Annotated in this window: 11 protein-coding genes; 4 read left to right on the forward strand and 7 right to left on the reverse strand. The window is 74.0% G+C overall.

The annotated features are described in order from the left end of the window. The first annotated feature begins 220 nt into the window (after positions 1-220). Complete coding sequence (locus tag AC0KTA_RS06065) at positions 221-1,855, forward strand: DUF6345 domain-containing protein (RefSeq protein ID WP_481054069.1); 1,635 nt, start codon at positions 221-223, stop codon at positions 1,853-1,855. Positions 1,856-1,882: 27 nt separating this feature from the next. Here AC0KTA_RS06065 and AC0KTA_RS06070 read toward each other — a convergent pair whose 3' ends face one another. After that, positions 1,883-3,289, reverse strand: coding sequence for an amino acid permease (locus AC0KTA_RS06070; RefSeq protein WP_481054070.1), 1,407 nt, complete (start codon positions 3,287-3,289; stop codon positions 1,883-1,885). Between the two features lie 341 nt (positions 3,290-3,630). Here AC0KTA_RS06070 and AC0KTA_RS06075 point away from each other — a divergent pair, with 341 nt between their 5' ends. Then, positions 3,631-4,311 (forward strand): pyridoxamine 5'-phosphate oxidase family protein, encoded by a 681-nt coding sequence (locus AC0KTA_RS06075; protein ID WP_481054071.1) that lies wholly within the window; start codon positions 3,631-3,633, stop codon positions 4,309-4,311. Between the two features lie 85 nt (positions 4,312-4,396). Here the strand turns inward: AC0KTA_RS06075 and AC0KTA_RS06080 are convergent, their stop codons facing one another. The 4 genes from AC0KTA_RS06080 to AC0KTA_RS06095 all read right to left on the reverse strand — a co-directional run bounded on the left by AC0KTA_RS06080 (position 4,397) and on the right by AC0KTA_RS06095 (position 9,719). Further along, a complete protein-coding gene (locus AC0KTA_RS06080; protein WP_481054072.1) occupies positions 4,397-5,527 on the reverse strand; it encodes an NAD(P)/FAD-dependent oxidoreductase in 1,131 nt (376 codons plus the stop codon). A 58-nt stretch (positions 5,528-5,585) separates the two neighbouring features. Next, the gene (gene sigJ / locus AC0KTA_RS06085; RefSeq protein ID WP_481054073.1) at positions 5,586-6,485 is read right to left on the reverse strand and encodes an RNA polymerase sigma factor SigJ; all 900 of its coding nucleotides are present in this window, start codon (positions 6,483-6,485) and stop codon (positions 5,586-5,588) included. A gap of 13 nt (positions 6,486-6,498) precedes the next feature. Then, the gene (locus tag AC0KTA_RS06090; protein ID WP_481054074.1) at positions 6,499-8,703 is read right to left on the reverse strand and encodes a phage holin family protein; all 2,205 of its coding nucleotides are present in this window, start codon (positions 8,701-8,703) and stop codon (positions 6,499-6,501) included. 590 nt (positions 8,704-9,293) lie between these two features. Continuing rightward, positions 9,294-9,719, reverse strand: a complete 426-nt coding sequence (locus AC0KTA_RS06095) for a hypothetical protein (RefSeq protein WP_481054075.1) — start codon at positions 9,717-9,719, stop codon at positions 9,294-9,296. 81 nt (positions 9,720-9,800) lie between these two features. On the opposite strand from AC0KTA_RS06095, the gene AC0KTA_RS06100 reads away from it, so the two are divergent. Together AC0KTA_RS06100 and AC0KTA_RS06105 are read left to right on the forward strand one after the other, a co-directional pair. Then, positions 9,801-10,598 carry an MBL fold metallo-hydrolase gene (locus tag AC0KTA_RS06100; protein ID WP_481054076.1) on the forward strand — a complete coding sequence of 266 codons (798 nt, stop codon included), beginning with the start codon at positions 9,801-9,803 and terminating at the stop codon, positions 10,596-10,598. Then, on the forward strand, positions 10,595-11,233 hold the full coding sequence (locus tag AC0KTA_RS06105) for a DedA family protein (protein ID WP_481054077.1): 639 nt from the start codon (positions 10,595-10,597) through the stop codon (positions 11,231-11,233). Before AC0KTA_RS06100 ends, AC0KTA_RS06105 begins: the two co-directional genes overlap by 4 nt. A gap of 104 nt (positions 11,234-11,337) precedes the next feature. Here AC0KTA_RS06105 and AC0KTA_RS06110 read toward each other — a convergent pair whose 3' ends face one another. After that, on the reverse strand, positions 11,338-12,519 hold the full coding sequence (locus AC0KTA_RS06110) for an MBL fold metallo-hydrolase (protein ID WP_481054078.1): 1,182 nt from the start codon (positions 12,517-12,519) through the stop codon (positions 11,338-11,340). After that, the gene (locus tag AC0KTA_RS06115; RefSeq protein ID WP_481054079.1) at positions 12,501-13,748 is read right to left on the reverse strand and encodes an aminotransferase class I/II-fold pyridoxal phosphate-dependent enzyme; all 1,248 of its coding nucleotides are present in this window, start codon (positions 13,746-13,748) and stop codon (positions 12,501-12,503) included. Before AC0KTA_RS06115 ends, AC0KTA_RS06110 begins: the two co-directional genes overlap by 19 nt. Between the last annotated feature and the right edge of the window lie 93 nt (positions 13,749-13,841).

Here is a 13,841-nt window from a genome sequence, read left to right on the forward strand (position 1 = left end):
GTGTTCGAGGGGGCCGCGCTGGTGCCCGGGGCCGATACGAACAGTGGGGCGACGCCGTCCCCGGCCACAGGGGCGGCTGGGGCGGCGGGGCACGCTCGTGACGCGGTTCCTATGGCCGGAATGGCAACTGTGCAAGGCCCTCCCGCGGTGACACTTTTAGGCCCCCTCGACCGCGCGGCTCTCAGCCACACGACGGGGAGATCATCCAGGGGGTAAGGCCATGCGCATGATCTACGTGGACCGCGGACCGTCTCCGGTGGAGCCGGAGAAACCCGGCGCGGCAGGTGAGCGGGACTCGACGTTCGGCTGGTGGGGAGCCTTCAGCGTAGAGAACTTCGCCGACGCGTCGGCGCTGCGCTACACGCACGAGGACGCCACCGGCTGGCTGGCGTATCCGCAGAAGTTCTACGACCGCAACTTCTGGTTCGCCGACGGCGGCGTCCAGGTGTGGGCGTACGAGGAGACGTTCGACAACTGGCAGGACCGCTACGGTATGGACGCGGTGTGCGCCGTGTACCACTCGGGCCACGGCAACATGGACGGCAACGGCGTCTTCGAGGCGCCGCTCGGCGCGGCCTGGGACGGCCGCACCCGCGCGTACTCCAACCGGATGGCACTCGGCAACGAGAAGGCGAAGTACGTCTTCTGGTCGACGTGCTTCTCGCTGCGGGTGCTCGGCGGGCACTCGCCGATCCGCACCTGGGCCGGGCCCAACGTCGGCTTCCGCATGATCTTCGGCTTCGAGACGACCAGCATCGACCACCCGGACTACGGCAGGAAGTTCTGGGACAAGTGGGTGGCCGGGCAGACGTACGCCGAGGCCTGGCTGAACGCGAGCTGGGACATCTGGAAGAACCAGGCCCCGTCCGTGTGCGCGGTCGGCGCCACCCAGGCCGAGGCCGAGAACCGCCTCAACACCGAACGGACCTTCTTCCGCGACGCCGTGCCGGACAACTGGTACGCGTGGCGCTGGTACAACGCGCGTGCGTCGCTCGCCGAGCAGCTCACCGCGTTGCCGCAGGGCACGCAGACCGTGCAGCTCGCGCCGCGCGACCCGAGCGCCGAGCTGACCCAAGCGGGGCGCATCGCGTCCTTCCCCGCCGCCGCGCTCGAAGAGGTGCAGGTCGACCACCAGGGCGTGCTCAGCGCGACCTCCGGCGACCGCGTCGCCTCCACGGGCCCGCGCGCGGTGCGCTGGGTGCGCCTCGCCGAGCCCAACCGGCGCAACACCACGGCGCTGCCCACCGACCGGGCCGTCGAGCTGGCGCGTGCCTTCGCCGAGGAGCACGCCGACGGCGCCGAGCTGGTCGTCGACGGTGTGCACGACCTGATGCAGAACTCCGGCACCAAGGACGGCTCGGAGATCGGCGCCCCCACGTCCCTCCAGACGCACGTCACGTTCCGGCAGGCCTTCGACGGCGTTCCCGTCATCACACCGGACCGCGGCGTGATCCGGGTCGCTCTCGACAACGACGGCACGGTCGTGCAGGCGCAGCTGTCCACCCGGCAGGCGACGAGCGCGCGGCGTGAGCCGAGCAGCCAGGTCGCGCCGCCGACGGCCGAGGGCGCGCGGGCGCCGCAGGCCGCGCCCAGCGACCCGGACGAGGCCCTGGCCGCCGCGCAGGAGCGCCTGCTCGCCGAGCTGGCGGTCCGCGCCGCCGGCGCGGGCGCCGACTACCCGTCGGCGGTCTCGCCGGAGCGGCAGCCCGAGGTCAGGGACGTGCCGGGCACGTTCCAGGTGGGCTACGAGGTGGAGGGCAACGAGGCCTACCCGGCCGCCCGCAAGCTCATCGAGATCGGACCCGAGGACGGCATCAGGACCCAGCGCTGGGTGACGGCTCCGCTGGCACGGTAAAGGAGGCTGCCGACACGGTAAGGGAGGCTACTGGTTGGCGGCCCGCTGCTTGCGGGCCGCCATCCACGCGTACACGAGGACGCCCGCGAAGAGGAACAGCACGCCCTGGTAGACGGCCGCGTACCCGGCCCCGGCGACCAGCCACATGGAGAAGCCGAAGGCGAGCGCGGCGAGGACGGCGTCCCGCACCAGGCGGCCGCGGTCCACGCGCTCGCGCTGCCCGGAGGCGAGGAAGTAGATCTGCGCGGCGGTCGCGAGGAGATACGGCACGGTCGCCGTGAACGTCGTGACGAGCACCAGGACTTCGAAGGCGCCCGACGGACCGGCGGTGTAGTTGTAGACGGTGAGCAGCGAGGCGAGGACGACGGTGACGAGGACGCCGACGACCGGCACGCCGCGCCGCTTCTTGGCGAAGGCGCTCGGGAACAGCCCGTCGCGCGCGGCGGCGTACGGAGTCTGGGCGCTCAGCAGCGTCCAGCCGTTGAGCGCGCCGACCATGGAGACCAGCGCGGCGAGCGCCACGGCCGTGCCGCCCCAGGAGCCGCCGAACATCGCGTTCACGGCGTCGGAGAACGGCGCGGTGGAGGCGACGAGCTTGTCGTGCGCGACGGTGCCGAAGACGGCGAGGGTGCCGAGCAGATAGACGAGGGCGGCGCCGAGCGTGCCGAGGACGGTGGCGCGTCCGACGTTGCGCCGCGGGTCGCGCACCTCGCCGGCGCTGACGGCGGCGGACTCCACGCCCAGGTACGAGAAGAGCAGGATCGCGGCGGACGCGGACACCGCGCCGACCGGACCCTCGTCGCTCGCTTGGAACGGGCCGAGGTTGGCGGTGTCGAAGAAGAACAGACCGCCGATGGCGACGAGCAGCAGCGGCAGGAACTTCAGGACGGTGGCGACGAGTTGTACGGCGCCGACATAGCGGGTTCCGGCGAAGTTGGCGAGTGCGGGCGGCAGTTGCAGGGCGAGGGCGGCGAGGCAGGCGGTCCACTTGTGGTCCGCCACCGGTATGAGGACGTCGAGGTAGCCGACGGCGGCGACGGCGAGCGCGGCGTTCGACACCCAGGTGGTGATCCAGTACGACCAGGCGGCGAGGAATCCCGCGAAGTCGCCGAAGGCCTCGCGCGCGTACACGTACGGGCCGCCGGTGCGCGGGTCGCGCCGCGCGAGCCGCCCGAAGACCAGCGCGAGCGCGATGGCGCCCGCCGTCAGGACGGCGAACGCGACCAGGCTGATGGTGCCGAACGGCGCGACGGAGGCGGGCAGCAGGAAGATGCCGCCGCCGATGATGTTGCCCATGACGAGGCAGGTGGCGACAGGGAGCCCGAAGCGGCGGGCGTGCTTGCCGTCGCCGTCCTGAAGCAACTCCTGCTCGGAGAGGCGTTCCTCCTGGTGGGGGGCCGGAGCCGGCGGGGAAACGGTTCCGGTGTCGTGCATGGGGTGGTGCGCCTCTCGTTGTGCCGTGCGGCCGGGATCGCCGGGCCGCTGCACATCGTCACCGGCCGGAAGGCGTGCTTCAAGTTGCCGGGAATGCTGCGGTCGCGGGCCCGGTCCGGGCGAAGGATCTCCTGCGTCGCAAGCGCGCGGCAGTAATCCCCTCGACGCGCAGGTGAGCCCCTCGACGCGAACCCGTAAGCCTCTCGACCCTCGGGCACCGATGAGAAAGGGCCTGACGCCGACAGCACCCAGGCAACGGTATCCGCGCGATTGCGATTCAGTAGCAACTAATTTCGTCGTTCACTGGTGCTACAACAGTTGATATCGCTAGCTTACGAGGCATGAACAACGATCAACTGCCCTCCGCACTCCCCGAGACGGCCCGCACCCGCCACCGCCGCCTGCGCGAGCAGGGAAGCCTCGACCGCGCCCGGCTCGACGCCATCCTGGAGGCGGGATTCGTCTGCCACCTCGGAGTCGTCGTCGACGGAGTCCCGATGGTCGTGCCGACCGTCTACGGCAGTGACGGCCGGCACCTCTACTTCCACGGCTCCGTCGCCAGCCGCAGCCTGGTCGCCTCGCCCGGGGCGGCGGTGTGCGTGACGGTCACGCACGTGGACGGCCTGGTCCTGGCCCGCTCGGTCTTCGAGCACGGCGTCAACTACCGCAGCGCGATGATCTACGGCGTCCCGCGCCTCGTCACCGACCCGGAGGAGAAACTGGCCGCCCTGCGCCGCCTGACCGAGCACGCGACGCCCGGACAGTGGGACTACGCGCGCCGGCCCAACCGCAAGGAACTGGCGGCGACCGCGCTGCTCGCGCTCTCCCTGGAGGAGGCGTCCGTCAAAACGGCCACCGGTGGGCCCGACGACGGAGACGGACCCGACGCCGCCCTCGGCATCTGGGCGGGCACCCTGCCGCTGACATCCACATGGGGCGAGCCCGAAGCCGACCCCCTCCTCCCCGACGGCATCGAGCCTCCCCCGCACATCACCGCCCGCGGCGGCACCCGCGCCGGCTAGCCGGGAGCGGCGGCACCCGTGGTGGTCCGGACCCGTGGTGGTCCGGACCCGTGGTGGTCCGGCCACCGCGCTCCGGCTCATGCCCTCACAGCTCGTGGGCCCCGGGAATCTCGACGTACACGTAGTCCGCCGCGTTCAGGATGGCCTCGGCGTCGTCGACGGGCGGATGGATCTTTTCCATGATCCATTTCTTGACCAGCTTCCCGTCGGCCCCGGTGGACTCGACCTGCCGGTCCCAGCCCCGGGTGAAGACCGCGCCGGCCGCGCCGAGGTCGATGTCGGTGACGTAGGGGCCGGGAGCGAAGTCGATGAGCGGCAGCCCGAGCAGATCGGCGGCGGCGTTGTGGCCCGCCGTCTTCCCCAGCGGGACCGCGTGCTGGCAGCTCTGTACGGTGAAGTGGTCGGCGTCGAAGCGCGCGGCGGCGGTGTCGCCCGCCGCGAACACGTCTCCGCAGACCCGCAGTTGAGGGTCGACCTCCAGCCGGCCCTGCCGGTCCCGGGCGCCCTCGATCTGCGCGGTGAGCGGACTGGCCTGCAGGCCCGCGGTCCAGATCACCGCGTCCGCCTCGATCCAGGTGCCGTCCGCAAGGCGCGCGCCCCCGTCCGCCACGGCGGCCACGGTGGTGCCGAGGCGCCGCTCCACGCCCAGTCGCTCCAGCGCCGCCTCGATCGCCGGGCGGGGCCCCGCACCGAGCTCCGGGCCGACAACGGTGTTCCGGTCGACCAGGATCACCCGGCCCCGCCCGGCCAGCTCGGTGGCGATCTCCAGGCCGGTGAAGCCGGCGCCGACGACCACCGCCGTGAAGCCCGTCCGGCCGCGCAGGTGGTCCTTGAGGGCGACGGCACCGTCCAAGGTGTCGATGTCGAAGACGCGCTCCGCGCCGGGTATCTCCGGGCGGATCAGCCGACTGCCCGTCGCCAGCACCAGGCGGTCGTAGCGGAGTACGTCGCCGTCGCCGGTGACCACGTGACGAGCCGCGGTGTCGATCTCCGTCACCGCGGCCCGCACGTGCTCGACTCCGACGGGCTCCAGGATCCGCTTGAGCGGCACCACCGCCCGCTCCGGCTCGGCCTCGTACAGCCGCGGCCGCAGCACCAGGTCCTCGTTGGGCGAGACGAGCGTGATCCGCAGGGCGGCGTCGCCGCGTACCCGTGCGGCCGAGGCGGCGCTCCATACGCCCGCGAAGCCACCGCCGGCGATGACGATGTGGTTCATGTATGTCTCCTTGGCTCGGTTCCCTCTGTGGGTCCGTCAGGGAGACAACGCGGGGACGTCAGTTGTGACCGGCGCGCGGAAGTTTCTCCGGATTGGCCACCCGCCAGAGCGTCGTGATCCGCCCGTCGACGATGTCGAAGCAGTCGATCCAGCGGAGCGCGCCGTCGTGGTACGTCGCCAACGCGGGCTCTCCGCCCACTTCGACCGGCTCGATCCTGACGCCGGGCAGCCGGTGTGCCAGGTGGGCTGACAGGTTGGCGATGGTGTGCGCCCCGTGCACGGGCCTGCGCGACGCGACGACCTTGCCCCCGCCGTCGGCGACGTACACGGCGTCGGGGTGCAGCAGTCGCACCAGCTCCGCGAGGTCGCCGCTCTCCGAGGCGGCGCGGAAGGCGGTGAGCACCCGCTCGCGCTCGGCCCGGGACGCCCGCGGACGCTCCCGCACCGTCGCCAGGCGCCGTCGGGCCCTCGACGCCAACTGGCGGCTGGCGGCCGGTGACCGGTCGAGGACTTCCGCGATCCGGTCGAACGGCACGTCGAAGACGTCGTGCAGCACCAACGCCACCCGTTCCGCCGGGACCAGCTCCTCCATCATGTGGAGCATGACGGTTTCGACCGACTCGTCGACCAGGACGGGCTCGGCGGCGTCAGGGCCGGTGAGCAGCGGCTCCGGCAGCCACGGGCCGACGTAGCTCTCCCGCCGCACGCGCGCCGACTTCAGCACGTTGTACGCCGTGCGCGCGGCGATCGTGACCAGCCAGGCCCGAAGGTCCCGCACCTGGGACAGGTCGGCCGCCGCGGCCCGCAGCCACACGTCCTGGGCGACGTCCTCGGCGTCGGCGACCGAGCCGAGCACCCGGTAGGCCACGCCGAACACAGCCGGTTGATGGAGCTTCCAGTCCGCCTCGGCGAGGGTGGTGCCGGTGCTGCCGCTGCTGCCGGTGCTGCCGCTGCCCAAGGTGTCTCCCGGATCAGTGAGTTGGGTCCTGTACGGCGTGGTCGGCGACCGGAAGGGCCGTCGGCGCCGGGGACGTCGGGGAATCCGCGGGTGCTGCTTCCGCCGGTGTCGCCGAGGAGCCCGCCGGGGCCGCGCGGCCGCTCTCCTCGTCCCGCCAGCGGCGCAGCACGGCGTGCACGGCCTCCGCGCCGACGAGTTCGCCGCCGTCCTCGACGGCCGGGGACAGGGCGAGCGGGGCGAGGAGGAACGGGCGGGACTGGGCGCCGCCGAGCCCGCCGTGGGAGCCGATCTGCTCCTCGAAGGCGAGGACTTCGCCCTCCTCCGGGTCGTACCAGGAGTTGACCATGATGTCGGCGGCGTGCGGGAAGGAGTCGGTGCGGCGCACGGCGTCGGCGGCACCGGGCCCGAAGTCGGCGAGCGGACCGAGGCCTTCGGGGTCGGCAGGGTCTTCGGTGCCCTCTGGGTCGTCCAGACGGATCTCGGCGCCGCGCGCGCCGAGCACGAGCGGCCCGTGCTCCTCGCTGCGGACCAGCAGGAAGCCGATGCCCGGGTGGTTGGCGAGGGTCGGCAGGAGCGCCGGGTGGCGGCGGTCGATCTCCTCGCGGGTCAGACGGTGCCCCACGTCGGGGAAGGACACGAGGCCGAGGTTGCCGGAGGCCAGGACGATCGGCTCGGCGACGCGGCGCGGCCGGTGCTCGCCCGCGCCCTCCTCGACGGGCCGGCGCAGCGCGGCGCGCACGGCCGAGCGGGCCTCGGCGCCGCTGTGGGTGCGCCGTGCCTTGCGGGGCACGGGCAGTCCGCAGCCGGCCCGGACGAGGTCGCCGAGGGTGAGGCCGTAGCGGGCGCGGAAGGTCTCGCCGGGGCTCTGGCCGTGGTCGGAGAGCAGCACGATGCGGTACGGCCGGGGCGCGTGGTCGGCGACCTGCGCGACCAGGGCGAGCGAGCGGTCCAGGCGGCGCAGGACCTTCTCGGCGTCGCCGCCGGTGGGCCCGGAGTGGTGGGCGACTTCGTCGTACGCGACGAGGTCGGCGTAGACGGCGGCGCGCCCGGCGAGCATGTCGCCGATGACGGCGGCCACGACGACATCGCGCTCGACGACGGTCGCGAAGGCCCGGATGAACGGATAGAGCCCGCCGCGGCTGACGCGCGGGCGGCGTCGGCACAGCCGGGCGCGGGTCGACTCGCCGATCTCGCGGCCGACCTCGGCGACGAAGGAGAGGGCGGTGCGGACGGCGTTGGCGGGATCGGAGAAGTACGCGAAGTAGCCCGCGCGGGAGCGGTTCTCCTTGCCGCGTCGGGCGGCCATCGACAGGACGAGGGCGAGCTGGTCCGCTCCCCCGCTGAACAGGTTGCCGCGGCTCGCGCCGTCGTCGGCGAGCAGGCCCGGGTCGCCGGTGCGGGCGACGGCGCGGCGCTGGAGTTCGACGGCGGACGCGGGCCGGTTGGACACCATGACCTCGCCGGAGTCCTTCTCGTACCAGCGGAAGGCGGGGACGTCGAAGTTGCTGCCGTGCAGGATGGCGAGCTGGCTGGCGCCGGTCTGGCTCGACCAGTCGGTGCGCCACGGGGTGAGGCGGTGCGTGGGGGGCGGGGGCGGTGTCTCCTTGCCCTCGCCCGCCGCGGCCTCGCCGAGCCAGCGGGCGACGGTCGGCATGTGTCCCTTGCTGACGGCGTCCCTCAGTACGTCGTGGCCCACGCCGTCGAGTTGGAGGAACAGGATGCCCGGCGTGCTCGGGCTGTACGCGCCGTCTGCGCGGCGGCGCCTGCGGTCGGCGAGGCGGTACAGGCGGCGGCGGTAGGCGTCGTCGTCGCGGACGGCCAGGGCGCCGCCGGTGGCGGAGGCGACGGCGGACATCACGGCGGCGACGACCACGGCGGTCTCCGCGTTGGCGTCGCCGCGGCCGTCGGGGATGAGGCGCAGGGCGAGCAGCAGCAGGGAGCCGTTGAGGAAGAAGTTGAGCAGGCCGAGGACCAGGGCCGGTACGAGGAGCAGGGCCCGCACGAGCAGCGGCCACACCAGGGCCGACAGCAGGCCGAAGGCGCCCGCGCCCAGGGCGGCGGTGATCGCGATGCGGGTGGCGCTGTCGCCGTCGTCCGACTGGAGCTTGAAGTCCGGCAGGATGCCGGCGAGGGCCAGCATCGTGAGCGTGCTCACCCCCCACACGGCGATGACGCGCCACAGTGCGCGACCCAGTCTTCGCCAACGCCCTTCGCGCACCGCGTCCGCCCACCTCACGTGCTTGTTCTCTGCCCCCAGCGTGTCACAGGCCGTGGGCCTTCAGCGGGTGACCCCGGGGCGGGGTGGGCCGTCTTGCCGGGGCGGCCTGTCCCACCGTCGCGGCTTCCCTCCGCCGCTCCGCGGCGGCTCCCCCACCCGCCCACCCGTGACTGTGGGACCCGGGGTACTCCCCCCGGGGGAGGCGGCGCTGTCGGCCCCTCAGGCCACCGCGCGGCCACTCCCCGCCGCTCCGCGGCGGTCCTCCCTCCCACCCACCCGTGACTGTGGGGCCCGGGGTGCTGCCCCGCGGGGGGGGAGGCGTGACCGTGGGGCCCAGGGGGCCTGGGGACCGGTGCTGTTGTACCCGGAGCCCCGGGGTGGGCGGCGCTGTTGGCCCCGGGGGCGGCGCGGTGCGGCGGCGGGCGAGGTGACCTCGGCAGCGGACCCGCCCAGGACGCGGGACCCGGGGCCGACGGTCAGGCATCCCCCGCGGGGCAGCACCCCGGGGCCCACGGCAACGGGTGGGCGGGCGGGAGAGCCGCCGCGGAGCGGCGGAGAGAAGCCGCACAAGGCGCCCGCGCCAGAAAGAATCAGCAGCCGTCGTAGCCAGCCGTCGGCATCGACAGCCTGCGGTGAACGTGGGCCTTCATGCGGGAGTCGTACGCGGGCTCCGCGAAGCCCGCGGTCTCGATGCGCACCCCGCGCCGCGCGCACTCGGCGGTGAACTCGTCGGCGGACCGCAGCGCCCGCTCGAGGACACGTCGGCAGGGGACCACGAAGAGGTCGACGAGGCCGGCGTCCACGTCGTTCCAGAGGACGGCGTGGTCGGCGCGCAGGCCGCGTACGACCAGCTCCCGCGTCACCACGTACCCCTGCGCGGCAGCCCATCGCGCGCACATGGCGTGCTGGCTGCGCGAGTCCACCAGGAAGGGATCGGCGTCCAGCTCCTCCAGAGGCGTCAGGCTCGCGATGGCCGCGACCCGCACCGCTCGCGCGGCCCCCCCGGCGTGTCCCATGGCGTCCCCTCACCTCGGCCGTCAGCCGTCGACACTACTCCTGGCCGTAGGCTCGGAGACAGTCACACGAAGGAGGAACGGGTGCGGGCGGACGTCACGGTCACCTGGTGGGGTCATGCCACGTGCACGGTCGAGGACTCGGGCATCCGTGTCCTGACCGACCCTCTCTTCGCGCGCCGCCTCGCGCACCTGCGCCGCCGCCGGGGCGCGCTGCCGCCCCCGCAGGCCGCGCTCGCCGACGTCGTCCTGCTGTCCCACCTGCACGCCGACCATCTGCACGTGCCGTCCCTGGCCCGCCTCGCCCCCGGCACCCGCGTCCTGGTCCCGCGCGGAGCGCCCCGCTCGGTGCCGGGCCTGCGCAGGCTCTCCCACCTGCGGTTCACGGAGGTCGCGCCGGGCGACGAGGTGCCTGTGAGCGACGACAGCGGCGGCCGCGGAGTCGTCGTACGCGTCGTATCCGCCCTGCACGACGGGCGCCGGCTGCCGCTCGGCCCGCACCGCTCCCCCGCCCTCGGCTACGTCGTCGAGGGCCGGGCCCGTACGTACTTCGCCGGGGACACCGGTCTTTTCGACGCGATGGCCGACGAAGTGGGGCCCGTCGACGTGGCACTGCTTCCCGTCGGCGGCTGGGGCCCCTACCTCGGCCACGGCCACCTCGACCCGGCCCTGGCCGCCGAGGCCCTCGCCCGGATCGCGCCGCGCAGCGCGGTGCCGGTGCACTACGGCACATACTGGCCGATCGGCATGGACGCGGTGCGGCCGCACGAATTCCACGGCCCCGGCGAGGAGTTCGTACGGCAGGCCGCCCGCCGTGCCCCGGACGTCGCCGTGCACCGGCTCGGGCACGGCGAGTCGGTGCGGCCGGAGGTCGCCCGATGATCCTCGCCGCCGCGGCGACGGTGACGCCGGAATCCACCCAGCAGGCGGTCGGCTACCCCTCCCTGTTCCTGCTCGTGGTGCTCGGCGCGCTGGTGCCGGTCGTGCCGACGGGCGCGCTGGTGAGCTCGGCCGCGGTGGTGGCCTTCCACCAGACCGACACCTCGCCCTTCGCGCTGCTCATCGTGTTCGGCGTGGCCTCGTTCGCCGCGTTCGTGGGCGACATGGGTCTCTACTGGCTGGGGCGGCGCGGGATGCGCTCCAAGAACGGCTCGCGCTGGCTGGAGGCCATCCGCGACCGCGCCCCGGAGGAGCGGCTGCGGCGGGCCCAGGACAGGCTCGACGACCACGGCGTGCTCGTCCTCGTCCTGTCCCGCCTCGTCCCCGCGGGCCGCATCCCGGTCATGCTGGCCTGCCTCCTCGCGAAGATGCCGGTACGCCGCTTCGCCCGCGGCAACCTCCCCGCCTGCCTGGCCTGGGCGGTGACGTACCAACTCATCGGCATCCTCGGCGGCTCCCTCTTCAAGGAGCCCTGGGAGGGCGTGGCACTGGCGGTCGGCCTAACGCTCGCCATCAGCGCGGCCCCGACGGTACGGAGACGCCTACGAAGAACCCATTCCAGCCCGTCCGGCACCTAAGGCTTGCGGGAGCCATTTCAACCTCGTCCGGCACCTGAAGGCCGAGGGCGAGGTATTTCAGCCCGTCCGGCGTTTGAGGACGAGCGCGCAGCGCGACAAAAACCTCAGCCCCCGAGCACCCGGGACCCACCCACAGCCAGATCCCACAGATCACCCCGGGCCAGCCCAGCCGCCGCCCAGGCATCCCGCACCCGCGTCAGCGGCTCACGCACTGGCTCCGCCGACAACAGAAACGTCCCCCAATGCATGGGGGCCATCCGCCGCGCCCCCACATCGAGCGCGGCCCGCACCGCCTCCTCCGGATCGCAGTGAACGTCCCGCAGCCACCACCGCGGCTCGTACGCCCCGATCGGCAGCAGCGCGAGGTCGATCCCGGGGTACCGCTCCCCGATCCGCGAGAACCAGTGCCCGTACCCCGTGTCCCCGGCGAAGTACACCCGCTGACCGGAGCCGTCGGTCAGCACCCACCCGCCCCACAGCGAACGGCACGTGTCCCGCAGCCCCCGCTTCGACCAGTGGTGCGCGGGCACGAAGTCGAAGCGGACGCCGCCGAGTTCGGCGCCCTCCCACCAGTCGAGTTCGACGACACGCGTGAAGCGGCGGCGCGTGAACCAGCGGCCGAGGCCCGCGGGGGCGAAGACGGGGGTGTCGCGCGGGAGTCTCCTGATGGTGGGCGCGTCCAGGTGGTCGTAGTGGTTGTGGCTGATGACCACCGCGTCGACGCGCGGCAGCGCGCTCCAGGCCACGCCGACGGGTGTGACGCGGGCGGGCGTGCCGAGGATCTTCCGGGACCAGACGGGGTCGGTGAGGACGGTGAGCCCGCCGACGCGCACGACCCAACTGGCGTGCCCCGCCCAGGTCACGGCGACCGTACGGGAGTCGACGCGCGGCAGCGGCCCCGGCTCGTACGGCAGCCGCGGGATGTCGGCGAGCCCCTCGGGCCGGGGCCGCAGCGCGCCCTCGCGGGCGAACCGGGCGAAGGCCCTCAGGCCGGGCAGCGGCGCGGTGAGCCGGTCGGTGAAGGACCTCGGCCACAGCCGGACCATGCCGAAGGTGCGGGGTGCGGGCAGGGCGGTGCCGGTCCTGACGGCGGCCCGCGTGCTCCGGACGGACGGGGCGTCCGGAGGGGGCACCGCCCCCGCGGCAACGCCCCCTCCGGACGCCTCGTCCAGGTCTTCCTGCGTCTCCTGTGTCTTCTGTGTCTGCTGTGCCTGCCCTGCCTGCTGTGCCCGCTCCGTGTCCCGTGGCTGCTGCTGTGTCTGCTGCGTCACCGAGGAGGCTCCCATCGCTGTGCTTCTGCGCGGAGATCGTCGAAGGCCGATCCGAACAAGGTCAACGCCCGTTCCACGTGCGGCAATTCCAGCGGCTCTGGGGCGGCGAGCGCGGCCAGCCGCTCCCGCGGCTCCGCGCCGAGGAACGGCCCCGTGGACAGGCGGACGCGCAGCGCGCCGATGTCGTCGCCGAAGCGGTGGCCCCCGGGGGCGGGCATGCCGAGGAGTTCCTGGAGGAAGTCCTCCAGTTCCTGCGCGTCGCCGACGCCATGCGCGCCGAGCGCGGCCCGCAGCGGGCCGAGGTCCGCGTACAGGTGCCGGCCCGCGCACGGGGGCGGCACGAAACAGCCCGCCGCGACGACCGCGTCCCGGACGGCGCCGGCCACGCGCGCGTGCAGCCGCGTCGCGGCGGTCAGGCGGGCGGTGATCTCGTCCGGTTCCCCGAGTGCGTACGCGGCCGCGGCGGCGACCGGCGCGGCGGGGGACGCGCCGAGCGCGGTGAGGACGTCCAGGACGCGGGCGCGCAGGGCCGTGCCGGGGCCGTCCGCCGGGAAGCGGGCGATGGCCGCGGGCAGGGCGGGCGGCAGGAAGGCGCCGGACAGGTCGCAGACGACGGTGACGCGTCCGGGGGCCATCTCGGCGGGGCCGACCAGGACGGTCTCGTGCGGGCGGTGCAGGGTGTCGCGCCACGTCTCGTCGCTGACGATGTGCAGGCCCTCCCCGGCGGCGGCCTCGACGGCCTCGTGCACGAGCTCCGGCGGCGGCACGGTGGCCGTCGGGTCGTCGGCGACCGACAGCACGAGCAGGCGCGGCGCGCCGCCCTCGGCGCGGACCCGCCGGACCGTTTCCAGGAGGGCGTACGGATCGGGGACGCCGCCGCATTCGGCGGGCGTCGGCACGTGGTACACCGACCGGCCGAGCAGCCGCACCTGCGGTTCCCACCAGGCGGCGCAGGGGCGGGGCAGCAGGACGTCGCCGCCGGTCGCGGCGGCGAGCGCGAGCAGCAGCGGTGCGGCGCCGGGGGCCGCGGCGACGTGGCCGCGTTCGGCGGGCAGGCCGCGCCGGGAGAAGTAGCCGCTCGCCGCGTCGAGGAGCACCGGGTCGCCGCCGGGCGGCTGCGCGTGCGAGTGGCCGGCGGCGGAGGCCAGCACGGCGGCCAGCTCAGGGAGTACCGGAAGGCCCGGCTCCGGCAGCGGCGGGCCGTACCGGACGCGGCCGCGGCCCTCGTGGTCCGTCCGCCGCATGGGTACCTCCGTGCGCTCCGGTGACCGTCTGTCTGCCGTCGGTTGTCTGCGTACCCACGGTGGCGCCGGTCCATCGTCCGGTGGCCTGCGGGT

This window comes from Streptomyces sp. Y309 (assembly GCF_056712025.1).

Coding starts and splice junctions, on each gene's coding strand:
- AC0KTA_RS06080 (WP_481054072.1), bottom strand. CDS start 5,527: ATGAACCACATCGTCATCGCCGGCGGTGGCTTCGCGGGCGTATGGAGC.
- AC0KTA_RS06075 (WP_481054071.1), top strand. CDS start 3,631: ATGAACAACGATCAACTGCCCTCCGCACTCCCCGAGACGGCCCGCACC.
- AC0KTA_RS06070 (WP_481054070.1), bottom strand. CDS start 3,289: ATGCACGACACCGGAACCGTTTCCCCGCCGGCTCCGGCCCCCCACCAG.
- AC0KTA_RS06115 (WP_481054079.1), bottom strand. CDS start 13,748: ATGCGGCGGACGGACCACGAGGGCCGCGGCCGCGTCCGGTACGGCCCG.
- AC0KTA_RS06105 (WP_481054077.1), top strand. CDS start 10,595: ATGATCCTCGCCGCCGCGGCGACGGTGACGCCGGAATCCACCCAGCAG.
- AC0KTA_RS06095 (WP_481054075.1), bottom strand. CDS start 9,719: ATGGGACACGCCGGGGGGGCCGCGCGAGCGGTGCGGGTCGCGGCCATC.
- AC0KTA_RS06065 (WP_481054069.1), top strand. CDS start 221: ATGCGCATGATCTACGTGGACCGCGGACCGTCTCCGGTGGAGCCGGAG.
- AC0KTA_RS06110 (WP_481054078.1), bottom strand. CDS start 12,519: ATGGGAGCCTCCTCGGTGACGCAGCAGACACAGCAGCAGCCACGGGAC.